General features: G+C 70.2%; 12 protein-coding genes and 1 other RNA gene. 12 read left to right on the top strand and 1 reads right to left on the bottom strand.

The annotated features are described in order from the left end of the window. The first annotated feature begins 62 nt into the window (after positions 1 to 62). The 6 genes from ABFG95_RS08540 to ABFG95_RS08515 all read left to right on the top strand — a co-directional run bounded on the left by ABFG95_RS08540 (position 63) and on the right by ABFG95_RS08515 (position 4,493). Positions 63 to 599 (top strand): MarR family winged helix-turn-helix transcriptional regulator, encoded by a 537-nt coding sequence (locus tag ABFG95_RS08540; protein ID WP_068952171.1) that lies wholly within the window; start codon positions 63 to 65, stop codon positions 597 to 599. 90 nt (positions 600 to 689) lie between these two features. Next, positions 690 to 1,424 carry an enoyl-CoA hydratase/isomerase family protein gene (locus ABFG95_RS08535; RefSeq protein ID WP_348995754.1) on the top strand — a complete coding sequence of 245 codons (735 nt, stop codon included), beginning with the start codon at positions 690 to 692 and terminating at the stop codon, positions 1,422 to 1,424. Continuing rightward, a complete protein-coding gene (locus tag ABFG95_RS08530) occupies positions 1,421 to 2,617 on the top strand; it encodes a CaiB/BaiF CoA-transferase family protein (RefSeq protein WP_348995753.1) in 1,197 nt (398 codons plus the stop codon). The genes ABFG95_RS08535 and ABFG95_RS08530 overlap by 4 nt, the downstream gene beginning before the upstream one ends. A gap of 71 nt (positions 2,618 to 2,688) precedes the next feature. Then, on the top strand, positions 2,689 to 3,660 hold the full coding sequence (locus ABFG95_RS08525) for a tripartite tricarboxylate transporter substrate binding protein (RefSeq protein WP_049075421.1): 972 nt from the start codon (positions 2,689 to 2,691) through the stop codon (positions 3,658 to 3,660). A 153-nt stretch (positions 3,661 to 3,813) separates the two neighbouring features. After that, positions 3,814 to 4,068: a type II toxin-antitoxin system Phd/YefM family antitoxin gene (locus ABFG95_RS08520; protein WP_049075417.1), complete on the top strand. Its 255-nt coding sequence runs from the start codon at positions 3,814 to 3,816 to the stop codon at positions 4,066 to 4,068. Next, positions 4,065 to 4,493 (top strand): type II toxin-antitoxin system VapC family toxin, encoded by a 429-nt coding sequence (locus tag ABFG95_RS08515; RefSeq protein WP_197487190.1) that lies wholly within the window; start codon positions 4,065 to 4,067, stop codon positions 4,491 to 4,493. Before ABFG95_RS08520 ends, ABFG95_RS08515 begins: the two co-directional genes overlap by 4 nt. Before the next feature lie 81 nt (positions 4,494 to 4,574). Here the strand turns inward: ABFG95_RS08515 and ABFG95_RS08510 are convergent, their stop codons facing one another. Then, complete coding sequence (locus ABFG95_RS08510; protein ID WP_054417200.1) at positions 4,575 to 5,528, bottom strand: nitronate monooxygenase; 954 nt, start codon at positions 5,526 to 5,528, stop codon at positions 4,575 to 4,577. Positions 5,529 to 5,740: 212 nt separating this feature from the next. Here ABFG95_RS08510 and ABFG95_RS08505 point away from each other — a divergent pair, with 212 nt between their 5' ends. The 6 genes from ABFG95_RS08505 (at position 5,741) to dnaX (ending at position 16,360) form a co-directional block, all read left to right on the top strand. Beyond that, on the top strand, positions 5,741 to 6,940 hold the full coding sequence (locus ABFG95_RS08505; RefSeq protein WP_068957736.1) for an MFS transporter: 1,200 nt from the start codon (positions 5,741 to 5,743) through the stop codon (positions 6,938 to 6,940). A gap of 16 nt (positions 6,941 to 6,956) precedes the next feature. Next, the gene (locus tag ABFG95_RS08500; protein ID WP_167385865.1) at positions 6,957 to 7,118 is read left to right on the top strand and encodes a hypothetical protein; all 162 of its coding nucleotides are present in this window, start codon (positions 6,957 to 6,959) and stop codon (positions 7,116 to 7,118) included. 84 nt (positions 7,119 to 7,202) lie between these two features. Further along, positions 7,203 to 9,866 (top strand): PD-(D/E)XK nuclease family protein, encoded by a 2,664-nt coding sequence (locus ABFG95_RS08495; RefSeq protein ID WP_348996040.1) that lies wholly within the window; start codon positions 7,203 to 7,205, stop codon positions 9,864 to 9,866. 3 nt (positions 9,867 to 9,869) lie between these two features. Further along, a complete protein-coding gene (locus ABFG95_RS08490) occupies positions 9,870 to 13,427 on the top strand; it encodes a UvrD-helicase domain-containing protein (protein WP_278991250.1) in 3,558 nt (1,185 codons plus the stop codon). A 431-nt stretch (positions 13,428 to 13,858) separates the two neighbouring features. Further along, an RNA gene (gene ffs / locus ABFG95_RS08485) (signal recognition particle sRNA small type) lies at positions 13,859 to 13,956 on the top strand. A gap of 121 nt (positions 13,957 to 14,077) precedes the next feature. Then, positions 14,078 to 16,360, top strand: a complete 2,283-nt coding sequence (gene dnaX, locus ABFG95_RS08480; protein ID WP_278992644.1) for a DNA polymerase III subunit gamma/tau — start codon at positions 14,078 to 14,080, stop codon at positions 16,358 to 16,360. Positions 16,361 to 16,375 lie beyond the last annotated feature (15 nt).

The raw sequence follows: 16,375 nt of genomic DNA, 5'->3' as shown, positions 1-16,375 counted from the left end.
TGCGGGCAGCGGCGCGCGACGCGCGCGCACGCCGTTTTTTTCCGCATCTGAAGAGTCCGCCCATGGCCACCCGAACCGCATCCAAGTCAGCCACCGCCGCGCGTCCCGCACCCCGGGCGTTGAAGGAACTGTTCTCGTACCGCCTGAACCGGCTGGCCTACGTGTCCAGCCGCATCGCCGCCGGCCTGAACGAAAGCCGCTATGGCGTGGGCCCGCGCGAGTGGCGCATCATCGCGCTGCTGGGCGCGGCGCCGGACATGTCGCTGAACGCGGTGGCGCGCGAGGCCAACATCGACAAGAGCCAGGCCAGTCGCACCGTGTCCGAACTGATCGAGCGCGGCCTGATCCAGCGCAGCGCCGACAGCCAGGACGGCCGCGGCGTCAGCCTGGACCTGACGCGCACCGGCCGCGCCCTGTACGAAGAGATCTTCCCGGCCGCGATCGAGCGCAATGAGGACATGCTGTCGGTGCTGTCGGAGGCCGAGCGCGAGGCCATGGAGCGCATGCTGGACAAGCTGACGGCACACGCGCTGGAGATGCTGAATGAATGCAAGGCGGAGGTGCCGGCGCGTCGCGGCCGCGGCGTGCAGCCGCGCTGAACGCGCGGGGGCGCGTCCGCGCCTTTTTTTACCCCTATTGTTGATTTAATCAATCAATTTGCTTGTCGCCATTGGAAGAGGATATCCGTGATGTCGGAACTGATCATTGAAGACCTGGGCGCGGTACGGCTGCTGCGCCTGAACCGTCCGGAAAAGCACAACGCGCTGAACACCGCGTTGACGACGATGCTGATGGACGCGCTGCGCCAGGCCGATCGCGACGACGCGGTGCGCGCGGTGGTGCTGACGGGCAATGGCAAGTCGTTCTGCGCGGGCGCCGACACCGGCGAGTTCTCGGCCCTGACGCCGGAACAGCCGGACGCGGTGCTGCGCCGCGCCGACCTGACGACCGACCTGCACCTGGTGTTCTCGCGCATGGTTAAACCCGTGATCGGCGCGGTCCATGGCAACGCGCTTGGCGGCGGCGCGGGGCTGGCGCTGGCCTGCGACCTGACGGTGATGGCCGAGGACGTGCGCTTCGGCTATCCGGAACTGCGCCACGGCATCGTGGCCGCGGTGGTCATGGCCAACCTGGTGCGCCAGGTCGGCCGCAAGCATGCCTTCGAGCTGGTGGCGATGGCCGAGCCGATCGACGGCGCGCGCGCCTTACAGCTGGGCATCGCCAACCGCGTCGCGCCCGCCGCGCAGGTGCTGGACCAGGCGCTGGCGATGGCGCAGCGCCTGGCCGGCTGGGAACCGGCCGCGATGGGGCTGACCAAGCGCGCCTTCCACCGCGCGGCCGACCTCGGGCTGGGCGAGGCGCTGGGCGTGGGCCGCGACGCCAACGTCATCATGCGGGGTTTTCGCCAGGGAGCGGCGCGATGAGGCCGCTTGAAGGCGTCACCATCCTGGACCTGTCGCGCGTGCTGGCGTGCCCGTTCGCCTCGATGATCCTGGCCGAGCTGGGCGCCGAGGTCATCAAGGTCGAGCAGCCCGGAGGCGGCGACGAGACGCGCGGCTTTGAACCCAAGGTGCAAGGCGAGGGCGGCACCGAGTCGGCATACTACCTGGCCTTCAACCGCAGCAAGCAGTCGATCACGGTGAACTTCCGTCATCCCGAGGGGCAGGCGCTGATCCGGCGATTGGCGCAGACCTGCGACGTGGTGGTCGAGAACTTCCCGGTCGGCACGCTTGCCAAGTACGGCCTGGACCGCGAGCACATCGCGCCGGACAACCCCGGCCTGATCTATTTCTCGTGCACCGGGTTCGGCATGACCGGACCGTACGCGCCGCGCAAGGGCTATGACACCGTGTTCCAGGCCATGGGCGGGATCATGAGCCTGACCGGCGAGCGGGGCGGCGGTCCGGTCAAGCCGGGCCTGCCGGTCAGCGACCTGACCTCGGGCCTGTGGGCCGCCATCGGCATCCTGTCGGCGCTGGTGGGACGGGCGCGCTCGGGGCAGGGCTGCCATATCGACTTCTCCATGCTGGACGGCCAGGTGGGCCTGCTGTCGCTGGCGGCGGCGCGCTATTTCGCGCTGGGCGAAGTGCCGCCGCGGCTGGGCACGGAGCATCCCGGCCGGGTGCCGTCCGCCGCGTTCGAGTGCGGCGACGGCCGCTGGGTGCAGATCACTGGCAGCGACCAGCACTGGAAGCCGCTGTGCGAGGCGCTCGAGCTGCCGCAATGGGCCGACGATCCGGAGCTGGCGCGCAACGCCGTGCGCGTGGCGCGCCGCGACGAAGTCATGGCCGGCCTGTCGGCGGCCGCCGCGCGGCTGACGCGCGACGAACTGTGCCGCCGCTGCGATGCGCGCGGCGTGCCGGCCGGCCCGATCCTGGATGTTGAGGAGATCCTGCACAACGAGCACGTGCTCGCGCGCGGCATGGTGGCCAGCTACGAGCATCCGTCCATCGGCCGCTTCGGCGCGGTGCCGGTGCCGTTCAAGTTCGACGGTTTCGATGATCCGAGGCTGGAGCGCCCGCCCTTGCTGGGCGAGCACACCGACAGCGTGCTGGCCGGCCGGCTGGGCCTGTCGCCAGCGCAGATCGAGGCGTTACGCGCGCAGGGCGCGATCTAGCCATCGGGGCCATGAGCCCCGGGGCCTTTCCCCGCACCACACATAAAACACAATATCCCAGGAGACAAACCATGAAGACTCTGAAGCGCCTGCTGTGCGGCGCGGCGGTGGCCGGCGCGTTGTGCGCCCCTGCCGTCGCCGCCGATTCCTATCCCTCGCAGCCGATCACGCTGGTCAACCCGTATGCCGCCGGCGGTCCCGCCGACGTGCTGGGGCGGGCGCTGGCGCGCGAGCTGGAAAAGCAGTTGGGCAAGACCATCATCGTCGAGAACAAGGCCGGCGGCGGCGCGGCCATCGGCGCCAACTTCGTGGCGCGCGCCAAGCCGGACGGCTACACATTGCTGCTCGGCACGTCGGCCGCCCACGTGGTGACGCCGCTGATGCAGCAGACGCCGTACGACGGCATCAAGGACTTCGCCTTTGTCTCGATCGTCGCCAACCAGCCCAACATGCTGGTGGTGCGGCCCACGCTCAAGGCCGACAGCGTCGAGCAGTTGATCGCGATGGCGCGCAAGGAGCCGGGCCGCATCAACTATGCCTCGGCCGGGCCCGGCAGCTCGCCGCACCTGGGCGCCGAGCTGTTTCGCGAACGCGCCGGCGTGGACATCGTCCATATCCCCTACAGCGGCGCGGCGCCCGCCATCAACGATCTGGTGGGCGGGCAGGTGGACATGGCGGTGCTGAACCTGGCCGCCAGCCTGCAATTCATCCGCAGCGGCCGGCTCAAGGCGCTGGCCTACGCCAACGACCACCGCTCGCCGTTGCTGCCCGACGTGCCGACACTGGCCGAATCCGGCGTGAAGGGCGCGGAGTCCGCCTCCTGGTACAGCCTGGCCGCGCCCAAGGGCACGCCGCCGGAGATCTTGCAGCGCCTGAACGACGCGGTGGCCAAGGTCAACGCCAATCCGGAATACAGCAAGCTGATGCAGGCGCAGGGGGTGGACCTGTGGAACATGACGCCGCAGGAAGCCACGGCCTTCGTGGAGAAAGACCAGGCCGCCATGCGCAAGCTGGTGCAGGCGGCGGGGTTGATGAAGAAATAGGACGATTCTGGCTGGATGCGAGGGCGCGTGGTGGCCCTTGGCTGATCCTGACGCGCGGGAGAATTCCTGGGCGGCCTCGGCTGCCGGGGGTTGTCCCGCCACTTTTAATGTAGTAACGTTACTACGTATTAAGCAAGGATCAAAGGATGCGCGATGTCCATCACCACACTTTCCAGCCGCGAACTCAATCAGGACGTGACCAAGGCGAAGAAGGCGGCCCTCAAGGGGCCCGTGTTCATCACGGATCGAGGCAAGCCGTCCCATGTCCTGCTCGCCATCGAGGACTACTGGCGCCTGGTCGGCAAAAAGCGAAGTATCGTCAGCGCGCTGTCGATGCCCGGCCTTGCCGACATCGAACTCGATGCTCCCCGCTCACGCGAGCTGCCTCGCCCGGCGGACGTCGCGTGATGTTCCTGCTGGATACCAACGTGCTTTCCGAACTGCGCAAGGTGGGCGACGGCAAGGCCGACAAGAACGTGACTGCCTGGCTCTCGGATGAGGATGCGGCGAATTTCTACGTTTCCGCGATAACGCTCATGGAGCTGGAGATCGGCATTCTGCGCATGGAGCGACGCGATGTCGGGCAAGGCGCGCGGTTGCGCGAGTGGATGCGTGATCACGTCCTGCCGGAGTTCTCCGACAGGACGTTGCCGCTCGATGGGGCGGTGGCATTGCGCTGCGCCAGGTTGCACGTGCCGGATATGCGTCCCGAGCGGGATGCGTTCATTGCCGCCACCGCCCTGGTGCACGGCATGACGCTGGTCACCCGGAACGTGTCTGATTTTTCGGGTTGTGGCGTGGTCATCGTCAATCCCTGGGAAGCCGGCGCGTGAATCCCGCCGCCGCCCGGGCGATACCGGGGCAGGGCTGAAACCGCGGCGACCTTCGTGCGGATGTGGGGCTCGATCCGCGCTTCACTCCGCCAGCAGCGCCGCGCGCCTGAGCGCTTCGCGCGTTTGCGCCACCAGTTGCTCGACCACCGCGCCCGCCGGCTGCAGGCTGTCGATCAGGCCCGCGCTCTGGCCAGCCTCGACCTTGCCGCCCTGCACGTCGCCGTCGAAGGCGGCCTGCTTCAAGGAACTGCCGGCGAACAGGGTCTCCAGCATGGCCTGATCGCCGCCGTGTTCGGCCGCGAGATAGTCGCGGGCGAAGGCGTTGCGCAACATTCTCACCGGCGAACGGCCGCGTCCCACCAGCGTGGTGTCGGCCACGCCCGCCGCCAGCACCGCGTCCTTATAGGCGTCGCATACGCCCGCCTCGGGCGTCAGCAGGAAGCGCGTGCCCAGCTGCGCGCCGGCCGCGCCCAGGCATAGCGCGGCCGCGATGCCGGCACCGTCGGCAATGCCGCCGGCCGCCACCACCGGCACCGACACGCGTCGCACCACCGCGCGCAGCAACACCTGCAAGCCGATCTCGTCGGGGCCTGGGTGGCCGCCGGCTTCCAGGCCGACCGCGATCACCGCGTCCACGCCGGCCGCTTCGGCCTTGGCGGCATGCTCCGGACTGGCGATCACCTGCAACCATTTTGCGCCAGCGTCGCGCGCGCGCCCAATGTGTTTCTGGGGGCCGCCCTGCGAGGCGATGATGACCGGCACGCCTTCGGCCAGGGCGATGTCCATGTGTTCCTGCGCTCGCTTGTTGTAGAGCGGGATGTTGACGGCGTACGGCGCGTCGGTGCCGGCGCGTACCGCACGGATGGCGGCCCGCAGCGCCTCGGGATACATGGGGCCGGCGGCGATCACGCCGAGCCCGCCAGCGCGCGATACGGCCAGCGCCAGCGCCGCGTTCGACGAGGCCCAGCTCATGCCGCCCTGGATGATCGGATAGCGCGTGCCCAGCAGGCGGGTCAGCGGAGTTTGCAGAGTCATGGCTGATCAGGATGGGAAAAATCCCATTCTGGAATAATTGGTTGATAAAATCAACTATATTGTTGGGTGTGGCGCAAGCCCTGGCGTGATACGCGATGCGGCGACACGGGTATTGCCGGTGGCTCCGGGTTATTTGTTTATGATGTGCGCGTCTGGCCCACGGCCCGGCCGTCCCGAGGAGGGGACGCCTTTCTCCATCAATAAGAACAATCATGTCGAGCACTACCGATACGCGTTACGTGCGCACCATCATTCTGGGTACCCTGGTGGTGCTGCTGGCCATGGGCGTGCGCGCCACCTTTGGCCTGTTCATGCAGCCGATGGGCCTGGCCCATGGCTGGAGCCGCGAAGTGTTTTCCATGGCCTTCGCGCTGCAGAATCTTGTCTGGGGCGTGGCCTGCATTTTCATGGGCATCCTGGCCGACCGCTATGGCTCCGGCCGCACCATCGCGCTGGGCGCGGCGCTGTACATGCTGGGCATGATCGGCACCCGCTTCGCCACCGACGAAACCACGCTGTACCTGAGCGCCGGCCTGCTGGTCGGCCTGGGCCAGGCCGGCACCACGTTTCCGGTGATCCTGCCGGTGGTGGCGCGCGCCGTGCCGCCGGCATACCGCAGCACCGCCATGGGCATCGCCAGCGCCGGCGGCTCGCTTGGTCAGTTCGCCGTGGTGCCGACCGGGCAGGCGCTGATTACCGGCCTGGACTGGCCGGGCGCGTTGTGGGTGCTGTCGCTGTTCGTCGCTTGCGCGGCGCCGCTGGCCTATTACCTGCGCGGCCGCCCGCAGGCCCACGGCGGGCCGCAGCAGTCGCTGACGGCGGCGGTGCGGCAGGCGGTGCGGCATCCGTCGTTCCATTTCCTGTTCTGGAGCTATTTCGTCTGCGGCTTCCACACCGCGTTCATCACCCTGCACCTGCCGGCCTACGTCACCGACGGCGGCCTGACGCCGGGGCAGGGCGCCACCGCGATCGCGCTGATCGGGCTGTTCAACGTGCTGGGGTCCTTCTACGCCGGCAAGCTCGGCGGCCGGTACAGCAAGAAGCGCTTGCTGGCGGTGGTCTACGGCATGCGCGCCTTCGGCATCCTGCTGCTGTTGTGGATGCCGCTGTCGCCGTGGGTGCTGTATGCGTTCGCGGCCTGGATGGGCCTGTTCTGGCTGGGCACGGTGCCGCTGACGCAGGGGCTGATCGGCCAGATCTATGGCCTGCGTTATGCCGCGACCCTGTCGGGCATCGTCTTTTTGGGACACCAGGTTGGCAGTTTCATCGGCGTGTGGCTGGGCGGTTATGCCTATGCCAAGACCGGCAACTACGACCTGGTCTGGTGGCTGGGCGTGGCGCTGGCGGTGGCCGCCGCGCTGCTGTGCCTGCCGGTGCGCGAGCAGCCGCTGGCGCAGCCGGCGACCGCCTGATACGCGGGTGACCCTGATGACCGACTCGCCCTCCGCATCGCCCGCCCGCCGCCATCGCGTCTGGCGACTGGCGGGCTGGGGGGCGCTGGCCCTGGTGCTGGGCCTGGCCTTCTGGGGCTATACCCAGCCCGACATGCAGATCCATTGGGAAAACCTGGCGTCGCTGTGTGGTTTCTAGCCGCGCGGGTGGGGCGAGGGCGCGGTATCCTACGGCGGTAATCGATTCCACGCCGTGCTTCCGTACCGCGTTTTCACGCCGCCCATGCAGGACGACCCGCTTTCCTACCCCGACCTGAGCCTGTCCGCCATCGGCGACATGCCTGCCGCCGACATGCTGGTGCTGACAGTCAACAACCGCCTGTCGCGCCGGCTCACGCTCGAGCTGGCCGGGTTGCTGCGCCAGGAGCGCCAGGTCAGCGAATTGCCGCGCATCCTGCCGTTGTCCGCCTGGCTGGCCGAATCCGCCAATGAGCTGGCGTTCGAGACCGATGACGACGTGCCAGCCTACCGGCTTGACGGCTTCGCTACCCAGCTGGTCTGGACCGAGGCCATCCGCGCCGAGGAGGCCGAGCGCGTGCTGCTGGACGCGAGCCAGGCCGCGCGCCTGTCGATGGACGCGGACCAGCTCATGGACGAGTGGGCGCTGCGCGTGCCGTCCGGCGCCGACACCGACGAATACCGCGGTTTCGCGCGCTGGCGCGAACGTTACCGCCAGGCCCTGGCCGCCATCGACGCCGAGGACGCCAACCAGGGCTATGCTCGCGTGTTGCGGGCGCTCGAGGACGGCCGGCTGACCGTGCCGGGCCATCTGGTGCTGGCCGGGTTCACCGACATGTCGCCACGCTTCCGGCGCCTGCTGCGGGCGTTCGAGGAACAGGGCTGCCTGATTGCGCAATGGCGCGACACGCAGCGCGCGCCCGCCGCGCCGCGCCGCTACGAGGCGCCGGACCAGGGCGCAGAATGGCGCGCGGCGGCCGAGTGGGCCGCCAGCCAGCTCAAGCGTCATCCCAGCGGCCGCTACGCCATCGTCTCGCCCCAGCTCGAAGCCGAATCGCCGTTCGCGCGGCGCATCATCAGTCAGGCGCTGGCTGGCCATGACGGCGCGCCGGCGTTCGCCTTCAACGTGGCGGTCGGCCGTCCGCTGGACGAATGGCCGCTGGCGCGCGCCGCGTTGGCGTGGCTGCGCGCGCTGGCCGAATGCGCGGCCGGCAAGGGCTGCGGCGTCGAAGTGCTGGGCGCGGCGCTGCTGGCGGGCCACTGCGCGGGCGACGTCAGCGACCGCGCCGGCATGGCCGCGCTCGATGCGCGCTGGCGCCGTCGCGGCCAGATCCGCCTGTCCGCGACGGAATGGCGCAAGCAACTGTCGCAGTTGCCGCCGCTGGCGCAGGCCTGGGACCAGGCCATGGAGATCTGGACCAAGGGGGGCGCGCGCGCCACTAGCGATGTCTGGATGTTGCGCATGAAGGCGGCGCTGACGGCGCTCGGCTTTCCCGGCGAGGGCGCGCTGGACAGCGTCGGCTATCAGGTGCTGGGCGCGTTCGGCGAGGCGTTGGGCGGCTTCTCGGCGCTGGCGCCGGCCGCCGGCAAGCTGGGCGGCGTGGCGGCGGTCAACCTGCTCCAGAGCGTGGCGCGCTCGGCCGCGTTCCAGCCGCAGCGCGACCCGCTGGCGCGCCTGGATGTGCTGGGCCTGCTGGAAGCCGAAGGCGGTTTCTGGGACGGCGTGTGGATGCTGGGCCTGACCGACGATGTGCTGCCGGCCTCGCCCAAGCCGAACCCGCTGCTGCCGCTGGCGGTGCTGCGCCAGGCCAAGGCGCCGCGCGCCACGCCCGAGCGCGAACGCGAGTGGGCCGAGGGCATCTACGCGGCGCTGTGCCGCTGCGCGCCGGAGGTCATCGTCAGCCACGCGCATATGGATGGCGAACGCGAGTTGCGGCCGTCGCCGCTGATCGCCGAAGCTGCCCTGACCGATTGGCGGCCGGCGCCGGCCGCCGCCGTGGCCGCCTTGCCGCAGGAAACCCTGGACGACGCGCAAGGGCCGCCCCTGACCTCCCACGACCATCGCGGCGGCGGGCTGGATGTATTGGACACGCAGGCGCGCAACCCCCTGTGGGCGTTCGTGCGCCACCGGCTGGGCGGGCGCGAACTCGCGGCCTATGCCGACGCGGCCACGGTGAACGTGCGCGGCCAATTCCTGCACAAGGCGTTGGAACTGGTGTGGGGCATGCTGCCCGACCAGGAGGCCTTGCATGACACGCTGGCCGGCGGCCGCCTGCCCGCCTTGCTGGAGCAGGCGGTGGGGCAGGCCGCCGAGGAAGAACTGCAGCAGTATGCGCCGGCGCTGAAGGCGCTGGAATGCGCCCGCGCACTGACGGTGCTGGCGTCGTGGCTGGACATGGAAGCCCAGCGCTTGCCTTTCGCGGTGGCGCAGGTCGAGAAGAACCATGAATGGCGCCATGGCCCGCTGCACCTGAAGCTGCGGCTGGACCGCATCGACACGCTGGCCGACGGCCGCAACGTCATCGTCGACTACAAGACCGGCGTGGCCGCCGGCAAGCCCGAGCCCGATTGGTCGCGCAGCCGTCCGGTGAACGTGCAGTTGCCGTTCTACGCCTCGGTGCTGGCCGATGCCGCCGGCGGCGAAGTGGCCGGCCTGGTGCTGGCCCAGATCCATGCGCGCCAGGTGGCGGCGCAGGGCCTGGCCGACGAAGACCTGGGCATGGAAGGCGTGACACTGGCGGCCGAGAGCAAGTACTTCGACGGCCTGTCCTGGCCCGAGATCCGCCAGCGCTGGCGCGCCGCGATCGAGTCGCTGGCCGATGAATACGTGGCGGGCCATGCCGCCAACGTCGCTTACCGCCGCGACGACCTGAAATACTGCGACGCGCTGCCTTTCCTGCGCCTGCACCTGGATGACGAGGACGCCTGAGCCATGGCCGATATGGAACGCCAGCCCCAGGACCATGCCGCGCGCGCGGCGGCGCTGGACCCCGCACGCTCTTTCCTGGTGCAGGCGCCCGCCGGCTCCGGCAAGACCGAACTGCTGACCGACCGCATCCTGGCGCTGCTGGCCACCGTCAACCGCCCCGAGGAAATCGTCGCCATCACCTTCACGCGCAAGGCGGCGTCGGAGATGCATGCGCGCGTGTTGAGCAAGTTGCGCCGCGGCCTGGACGCGCCGCCGGAGGCCGCCCACGAACGCCGCAGTTGGGAACTGGCGCGCGCCGCGCTGGCGCGCAACGCCGAACTGGAATGGCACCTGCTGGAGCATCCGGCGCGGCTGGCGATCCGCACCATCGACTCGTTCTGCGCCGGCCTGGTCCGCAGCATGCCGTGGCTATCCGAACTGGGCGGCATGCCCGAAATCACCGACGACGCCCGCGCCCACTACGAAGCGGCGGCGCGCGCCACGCTCGACCTGGCGGACGACTACGACGCGGTTCGCATCCTGCTGCAGCACATGGACGTGGACGTGCAGGCGGCCAAGGACGCCATCGCCGACATGCTCGGTCAGCGCGACCAGTGGCTGCCGCTGCTGCGCCATGGCTCCGACCGCGAGGCGCTGGAGCAAACCCTGGCCGAGGCCATCGGCGAGGACCTGGACGCGCTGTGCGAGGCCATGCCCTACGGCTGGGCCGACGCGCTGTCCGGCCCGGCGCGGCTGGCCGCGGCGCAATTGCAGGACGGCGGCGAGGACGACCGCCTGGCGGCCTTGCTCGACTGGACCGAGGAACTGCCGGCCGACGCCGAGGTACTGGACCAGTGGCGCGCCGTTGCGCATCTGCTGCTCACCGGCAATGGTTCGCTGCGCAAGACCGTCACCAAGACACTCGGTTTTCCGCCCAAGTGCGCGCATAAAGAACCCTTCGTCGCCTGGCTCGAGAGCGCCGATGGCGACGCGCCGTGGGTGCGGCGCCTGGCCGCCGTGCGCGATATCCCCGCGCCGCGCTTGAGCGATGCCCAATGGGAAGTGCTGGGCGCGCAGTTGATGACGCTGGCGCTGGCGGTGGCGCAATTGCGCCTGCGCTTTGCCGACACCGGCGAGGTCGATTTCATCGAGATCTCGCAGCGCGCCGCCTCGGCGCTGGGCAGCGCCGACGATCCGGGCGAGCTGCTGCTCAAGCTCGACGCGTCCATCCGCCACCTGCTGATCGACGAATTCCAGGACACCAGCCAGACGCAGCTCGATCTGTTGAAAACGTTGACCTCCGGCTGGCAGGAGGGCGACGGCCGCAGCCTGTTCCTGGTGGGCGATCCGATGCAGTCGATCTACCGTTTCCGCAAGGCGGAGGTGGGGCTGTTCCTCGAAGTCGCGCAAACGGGCGTGGGCGAACTGCAACCGGGTTTCCTCAACCTGACCGACAATTTCCGCTCGCAGGCCGGCATCGTCGACTGGGTCAACCAGTCGTTCGCGCAACTCTTGCCCAAGCGCAGCGACGCCGCCGCGGGCGCCATCAAGTACAGCCCGTCCACGGCTTTTCACGAGGCCTTGCCGGATCCGGCGGTGCGCTTCCATCCCGCCTGGTCGCGCGCCGGCGCCGCGCCGGCCGAGGAACAGGCCGAGGACATCGCCGTCGGCCTGGTGCGGCAGGCGCTGGCCGAACACGCGGGCAGCAAGCACCCGGTCGCCATCCTGGTGCGGGCCCGCAGCCACCTGGGCAACCTGACGCGCCGGCTGGCGCAGGAAGGCATCCGCTGTCGCGCGGTGGACCTGGTGCCGCTGGCGCTGCGGCCGGTGGTGGCGGACCTGGTGCAACTGGTGCGGGCGCTGTCGCATCCGGGCGACCGGCTGGCGTGGCTGTCGGTGCTGCGCGCGCCGTTCTGCGGCCTGACGCTGGAATCGCTGCAGCGCCTGTTCGGCGCCGATCACGTGACGCCGGTGCCGGTGCTGCTGGAGCGCCTGTTGCGCCCGGCGCCGGCGAAGGCCGTGGCGGCGCCCGTGGCCACCGCCGCGGCGGCGCGGCAGGGATCGCTGTTCGACGACACCGAGCACCCGGCGCAAGGGGCTTTGTTCGACGATGCGGCGCCTGATGCCTCGCGCGCTGATCCGGCGTTGATGCCGATCGCGGCCAGCGATGGCGAGCCTTCGTTCAGCGGCGCCGATACCCCGCGTTCGGCCGAGGCCGTGCTGCGCCCCGAGGAATACGCGCGCCTGCGGCAGGTGGCGGCGATATTGCTGGATACGCGCAACGCCTCGGGCGCGATGCCGTTCGCGGCCTGGGTCGAGACGCTGTGGCGCCGCCTGGGCGGGCCGGCGCTCTACAGCGGCCCGTCGGTCGCCAACGACGCCGAAAGCCTGTTCCAGCTGGTCGAGCGCCTGGCGCCGCACGGGGCCATCGACGCGGCCGCGCTGGATACCGGCATCGCCCGCCTGTTCGCCGCGCCCGACGCCGCCGACGAAGAGGCCGCGGTCGAGATCATGACCATGCACAAGTCCAAGGGCCTGCAGTTCGAGACCGTGATCCTGTACGGCCTGCATCGCGCGCCGCGCGGCGACCAGCCGCCGCTGGTGCGGTTCGAGCAAAGCGGCGGCCGCGTGCTGTTCGGCCCGGTCAAGCCGCGCGCCGAAACCGAGGCCGATCCCGTGTCGCGCTACCTGGGCGCGCGCGAGGCCCGCCGCGCCTCCTATGAGATCGACCGCCTGCTGTACGTCGCCGCCACCCGCGCCCGCAAGCGCCTGCATCTGGTCGGCCACGTCAGCGTCGACGAGGCCAGCGGCCAGCCCAAGACGCCATCCTCCGCGAGCCTGCTGGGCCGCCTCTGGCCCTGCTTGGCGACACCGGTGCCGCCGGCCGCCGATGGCGACACGGCCGAGCCAGTGGCCGACGCGCCCGAGTGGCAAGGCGAACCGCTGCGCCGGCTGCACCGTGACGGCCTGGCGCAATTGGCGCGGCAGGCCGACGTCGCCATCAGCCCCGGCTTCGCCGCCGCCGCGCGCGGCGCCTGGGGCGACAGCGCCGAGCATCCGGCCTGGCAACTCGAATCCGGCTACGACGCCGCCATCGGCACCCTGGCCCACGCCTGGCTGGCCCGCATCGGCCAGGACGGCATCGCGGCCTGGCCGGCCGACGCCCTGGCCCAGCGCCTGCCCGCCATGCGCCGCCAACTGACCCGCGCCGGCATCCCCGCCAGCCAGGCCGACGCCGCCGCCGAGGCCGTCCTGGACACCCTCCAGTCCACCCTGGCCGACGACCGCGGCCTCTGGCTCCTCTCCCAATCCGGCGCCCGCCGCGAATGGCCCCTCATCGACGCCGCCGGCAAGGTCTCCGTCATCGACCTGGCCCTCAGCACCGAAGACGGCTGGCTCATCGTCGACTACAAAACAGGCCGCCCCCAACCCAACGAATCCCCCGCCGCCTTCGCCCAGCGCATGCGCCAACGCCACGGCGACCAACTCCTGCGCTACTGCGCCCAAGTCACCGCCCTGGACGGCCGCAAAGCCCGCGCCGCCCTCTACTTCCCCCGCGCCCGCGCCTGGATAGACCTGTAGCAGCCCCCCTGCCCAACCAGGGCAAGCCAAGCCAAAGCAAGCGAGGCAGGCAAAGCGGAGCAAGCCAAGCGAAGTAAAAGCAAGGCAAGCCAGGGCAGAGCCAGGCAAAGCGAAGCGAGCCAAGCGAAGTAAAGAAGTAGAGGTAAGCCAGGGCAGAGCCAGGCAAAGCGAAGCGAGCCAAGCAAAGTAAAGGCAAGGCAAGCCAAGGCAGAGCCAGGCAACGCCAGACAAGGCAAACCAAGCCAAGCCAAAGCAAGCGAGCCAGCCAGCCAGGCAAAGCGAAGCGAGCCGCCAAGACAAGCGAAGCAACGTCTTCTCCCCCTCCCCCTCGGGGGGAGGGCCGGGGAGGGGGCGCACATACAGCCCCCCGGGGCCCGCCAAGCAAGAGGCTAGCCGAGCGAGCAACGCGAAGCTCTGCTAGAATCTTGCTTGGCGGGCCCCTTCGCATGGTTCGACGGTGAACCTGGTCAGGTCGGGAACGAAGCAGCCATAGTCGTTTAGGGTCAGTGCCGGAGTAAGGCTCGCCAACCGGTTTTCGCAAAGGGGACGGGGTTGTTTTCCAAGGGGATTTCCCTGGAAGATGATTCCGTCCCCTTTGCATTTCGCGCCGGCAATCGCATAGGCTCTTGCAAAGGCTCTACAATCCCGCCATGACTTATCTGGTACTGGCCCGCAAGTGGCGGCCGCGATCGTTCGATACCCTCGTGGGACAGGATCACGTGGTGCGCGCGCTGACGCATGCGCTCGACACCCAGCGCCTGCACCACGCCTGGCTGTTCACCGGCACCCGCGGCGTCGGCAAGACCACGCTGTCGCGCATCCTGGCCAAATCGCTCAACTGCGAAACCGGCATCACTTCCAAGCCCTGCGGCGTCTGTCGCGCCTGCACCGAGATCGATGCCGGCCGTTTCGTCGACTACCTCGAACTGGACGCGGCCTCCAACCGCGGCGTCGAGGAAATGACCCAGTTGCTGGAGCAGGCCGTCTACGCGCCGGGCGCGGGCCGCTTCAAGGTCTACATGATCGACGAAGTGCACATGCTCACCGGGCACGCGTTCAACGCGATGCTCAAGACGCTGGAAGAGCCGCCGCCGCACGTCAAATTCATCCTGGCCACCACCGACCCGCAGAAGATCCCGGTCACGGTGCTGTCGCGCTGCCTGCAATTCAATCTGAAGCAGATGCCGGCCGACTCCATCGTGGGCCACCTGCAGGCGGTGCTGGGCGAGGAGCAGGTCGGCTTCGAAGTGCCGGCCCTGCGCCTGATCGGCCAGGCCGCGTCGGGTTCGATGCGCGACGCGCTGTCGCTGACCGACCAGGCCATCGCCTATAGCGCCGGCAATCTCACCGAGGACGCCGTGCGCGGCATGCTCGGCACCATCGACCAGCGCCACCTGGTGCGCCTGCTGGACGCTTTGTCCACGGGCGACGCCAAGGGCGTGCTGGCGGTGGCCGACGAACTCGCCACGCGCGGCCTGTCGTACGCCGGCGCGCTGGCCGACCTGGCGGTGCTGCTGTCGCGCGTCGCCATCGAGCAGCGCGTGTCCGGCGTGATGCCGGCCGAGGATCCGCTGGCGGCCGACATCGCCCGCCTGGCGCAGACCCTGCATCCCGACGCTGTGCAACTGTTCTACTCGGTGGCGGTGCACAGCCGCGGCGAACTGACGCTGGCGCCGGACGAGTACGCCGGTTTCATCATGGCCTGCCTGCGCATGCTGGCGCTCAACGGTGACGCCGGTCCGCAGACCGCCATCGAAGCGCCCGCCACGCCGGCCCGCCAGACGGCCGAGCCCGCCGTGGCCACCGCGCAGCCGCCGCAAGCGGCGCCGGTCGCCGCCGCGCCGGTGGGGGAACGCGTTGTACCCGTGGCGCAACCGGTCGCGCCCGCGCCGGCCCCCGTGGCGACAGCCCCCGCGCCGTCCTCCCCCGCCAGCGTGCCGCAAGCGAACGCCGCGCCGGCTGCCGCGCCCGCGGCTGTTGCGCCCACGGCGGTGGCCACGCCGCCTGTTGCAGCGCCGGTTGCCGCACCCGTCGCCACGCCCGCCCAGCCGGCCGCTGCCAGCGTGCCGCCTTGGGAAGATGCGCCGACCGCCGCCGGTTCCGCCCAGGCGGCCGTCGACGCCGCTGCCCAGCCGTCGTCCCCCATGAATACCGCCGCGCCGAGCGTGCCGGCCACGGCATCGCCCGGTGCCGCGCCCGCCGTCGCGGATGCCCCAGCCACGGACGCCTCCGCCACCCCGGCGCCCGCCAAGTCGGCCCCGCTGGCCGTGACGCCCGCGGCCGCCGCGGTCGCGCCGGCCGCCGATGACGACGGTCCGCCGTCCTGGGTCGACGAAGAAATCCCGTTCGAGGCCGAAGGCGGCTTCGTGCCTGATGCTGGCTTCGCGTCCGACGGCGGTTTCACGTCCGACCCCGACGACGATTTCGAAACGCTGGCCAGCGCGCCCTCGGCCGCGCCCGCCCCGCCGGCGGCTCCCGCCCGACGCGAAGGCCCGGCTTCCGCTCGCAAGCGCCAGTCGCGCGCGCGCCTGGCCGACATGACCTCCGCCGCGTGGCCCGAGCTGGCCGCGCGCCTGCCGGTCACCGGCCTGGCCGCCGAGCTGGCGCGCCAGAGTGAATGGGCCGGCGTGCAGGGCGATGCCATCATCCTGCGCGTGGCCGTCAAGACACTGGCGGAAAGCGAAAGCCGCGTGCGCCTGCAGACGGTGCTGTGCGAACACTTCGGCCAGGGTATCCGGCTGGACGTGGACGTCGGCGCGGTCGGTGAAGCCACGGCCCACGCCGTGGCCCAGGCCGAGCGCGCGGCGCGCCAGCAGGCCGCCGAGGACGCGGTCGCCGTCGATCCCTTCGTGCAGGCGCTGGTGGCGGACTTCGGCGCCCATGTCGTGGCCGGTTCGATCCGCCACGTCGACTCTCCCTCCGCCGCCGCGTAACGCGCCGGCCAATCC

It is taken from the genome of Achromobacter sp. HNDS-1 (assembly GCF_040084795.1).
Classification (GTDB): Bacteria; Pseudomonadota; Gammaproteobacteria; order Burkholderiales; family Burkholderiaceae_B; genus Achromobacter; species Achromobacter ruhlandii.
Note: the sequence above shows the minus strand (reverse complement) of the source record. Positions and strands in the feature narration are given on the sequence as shown.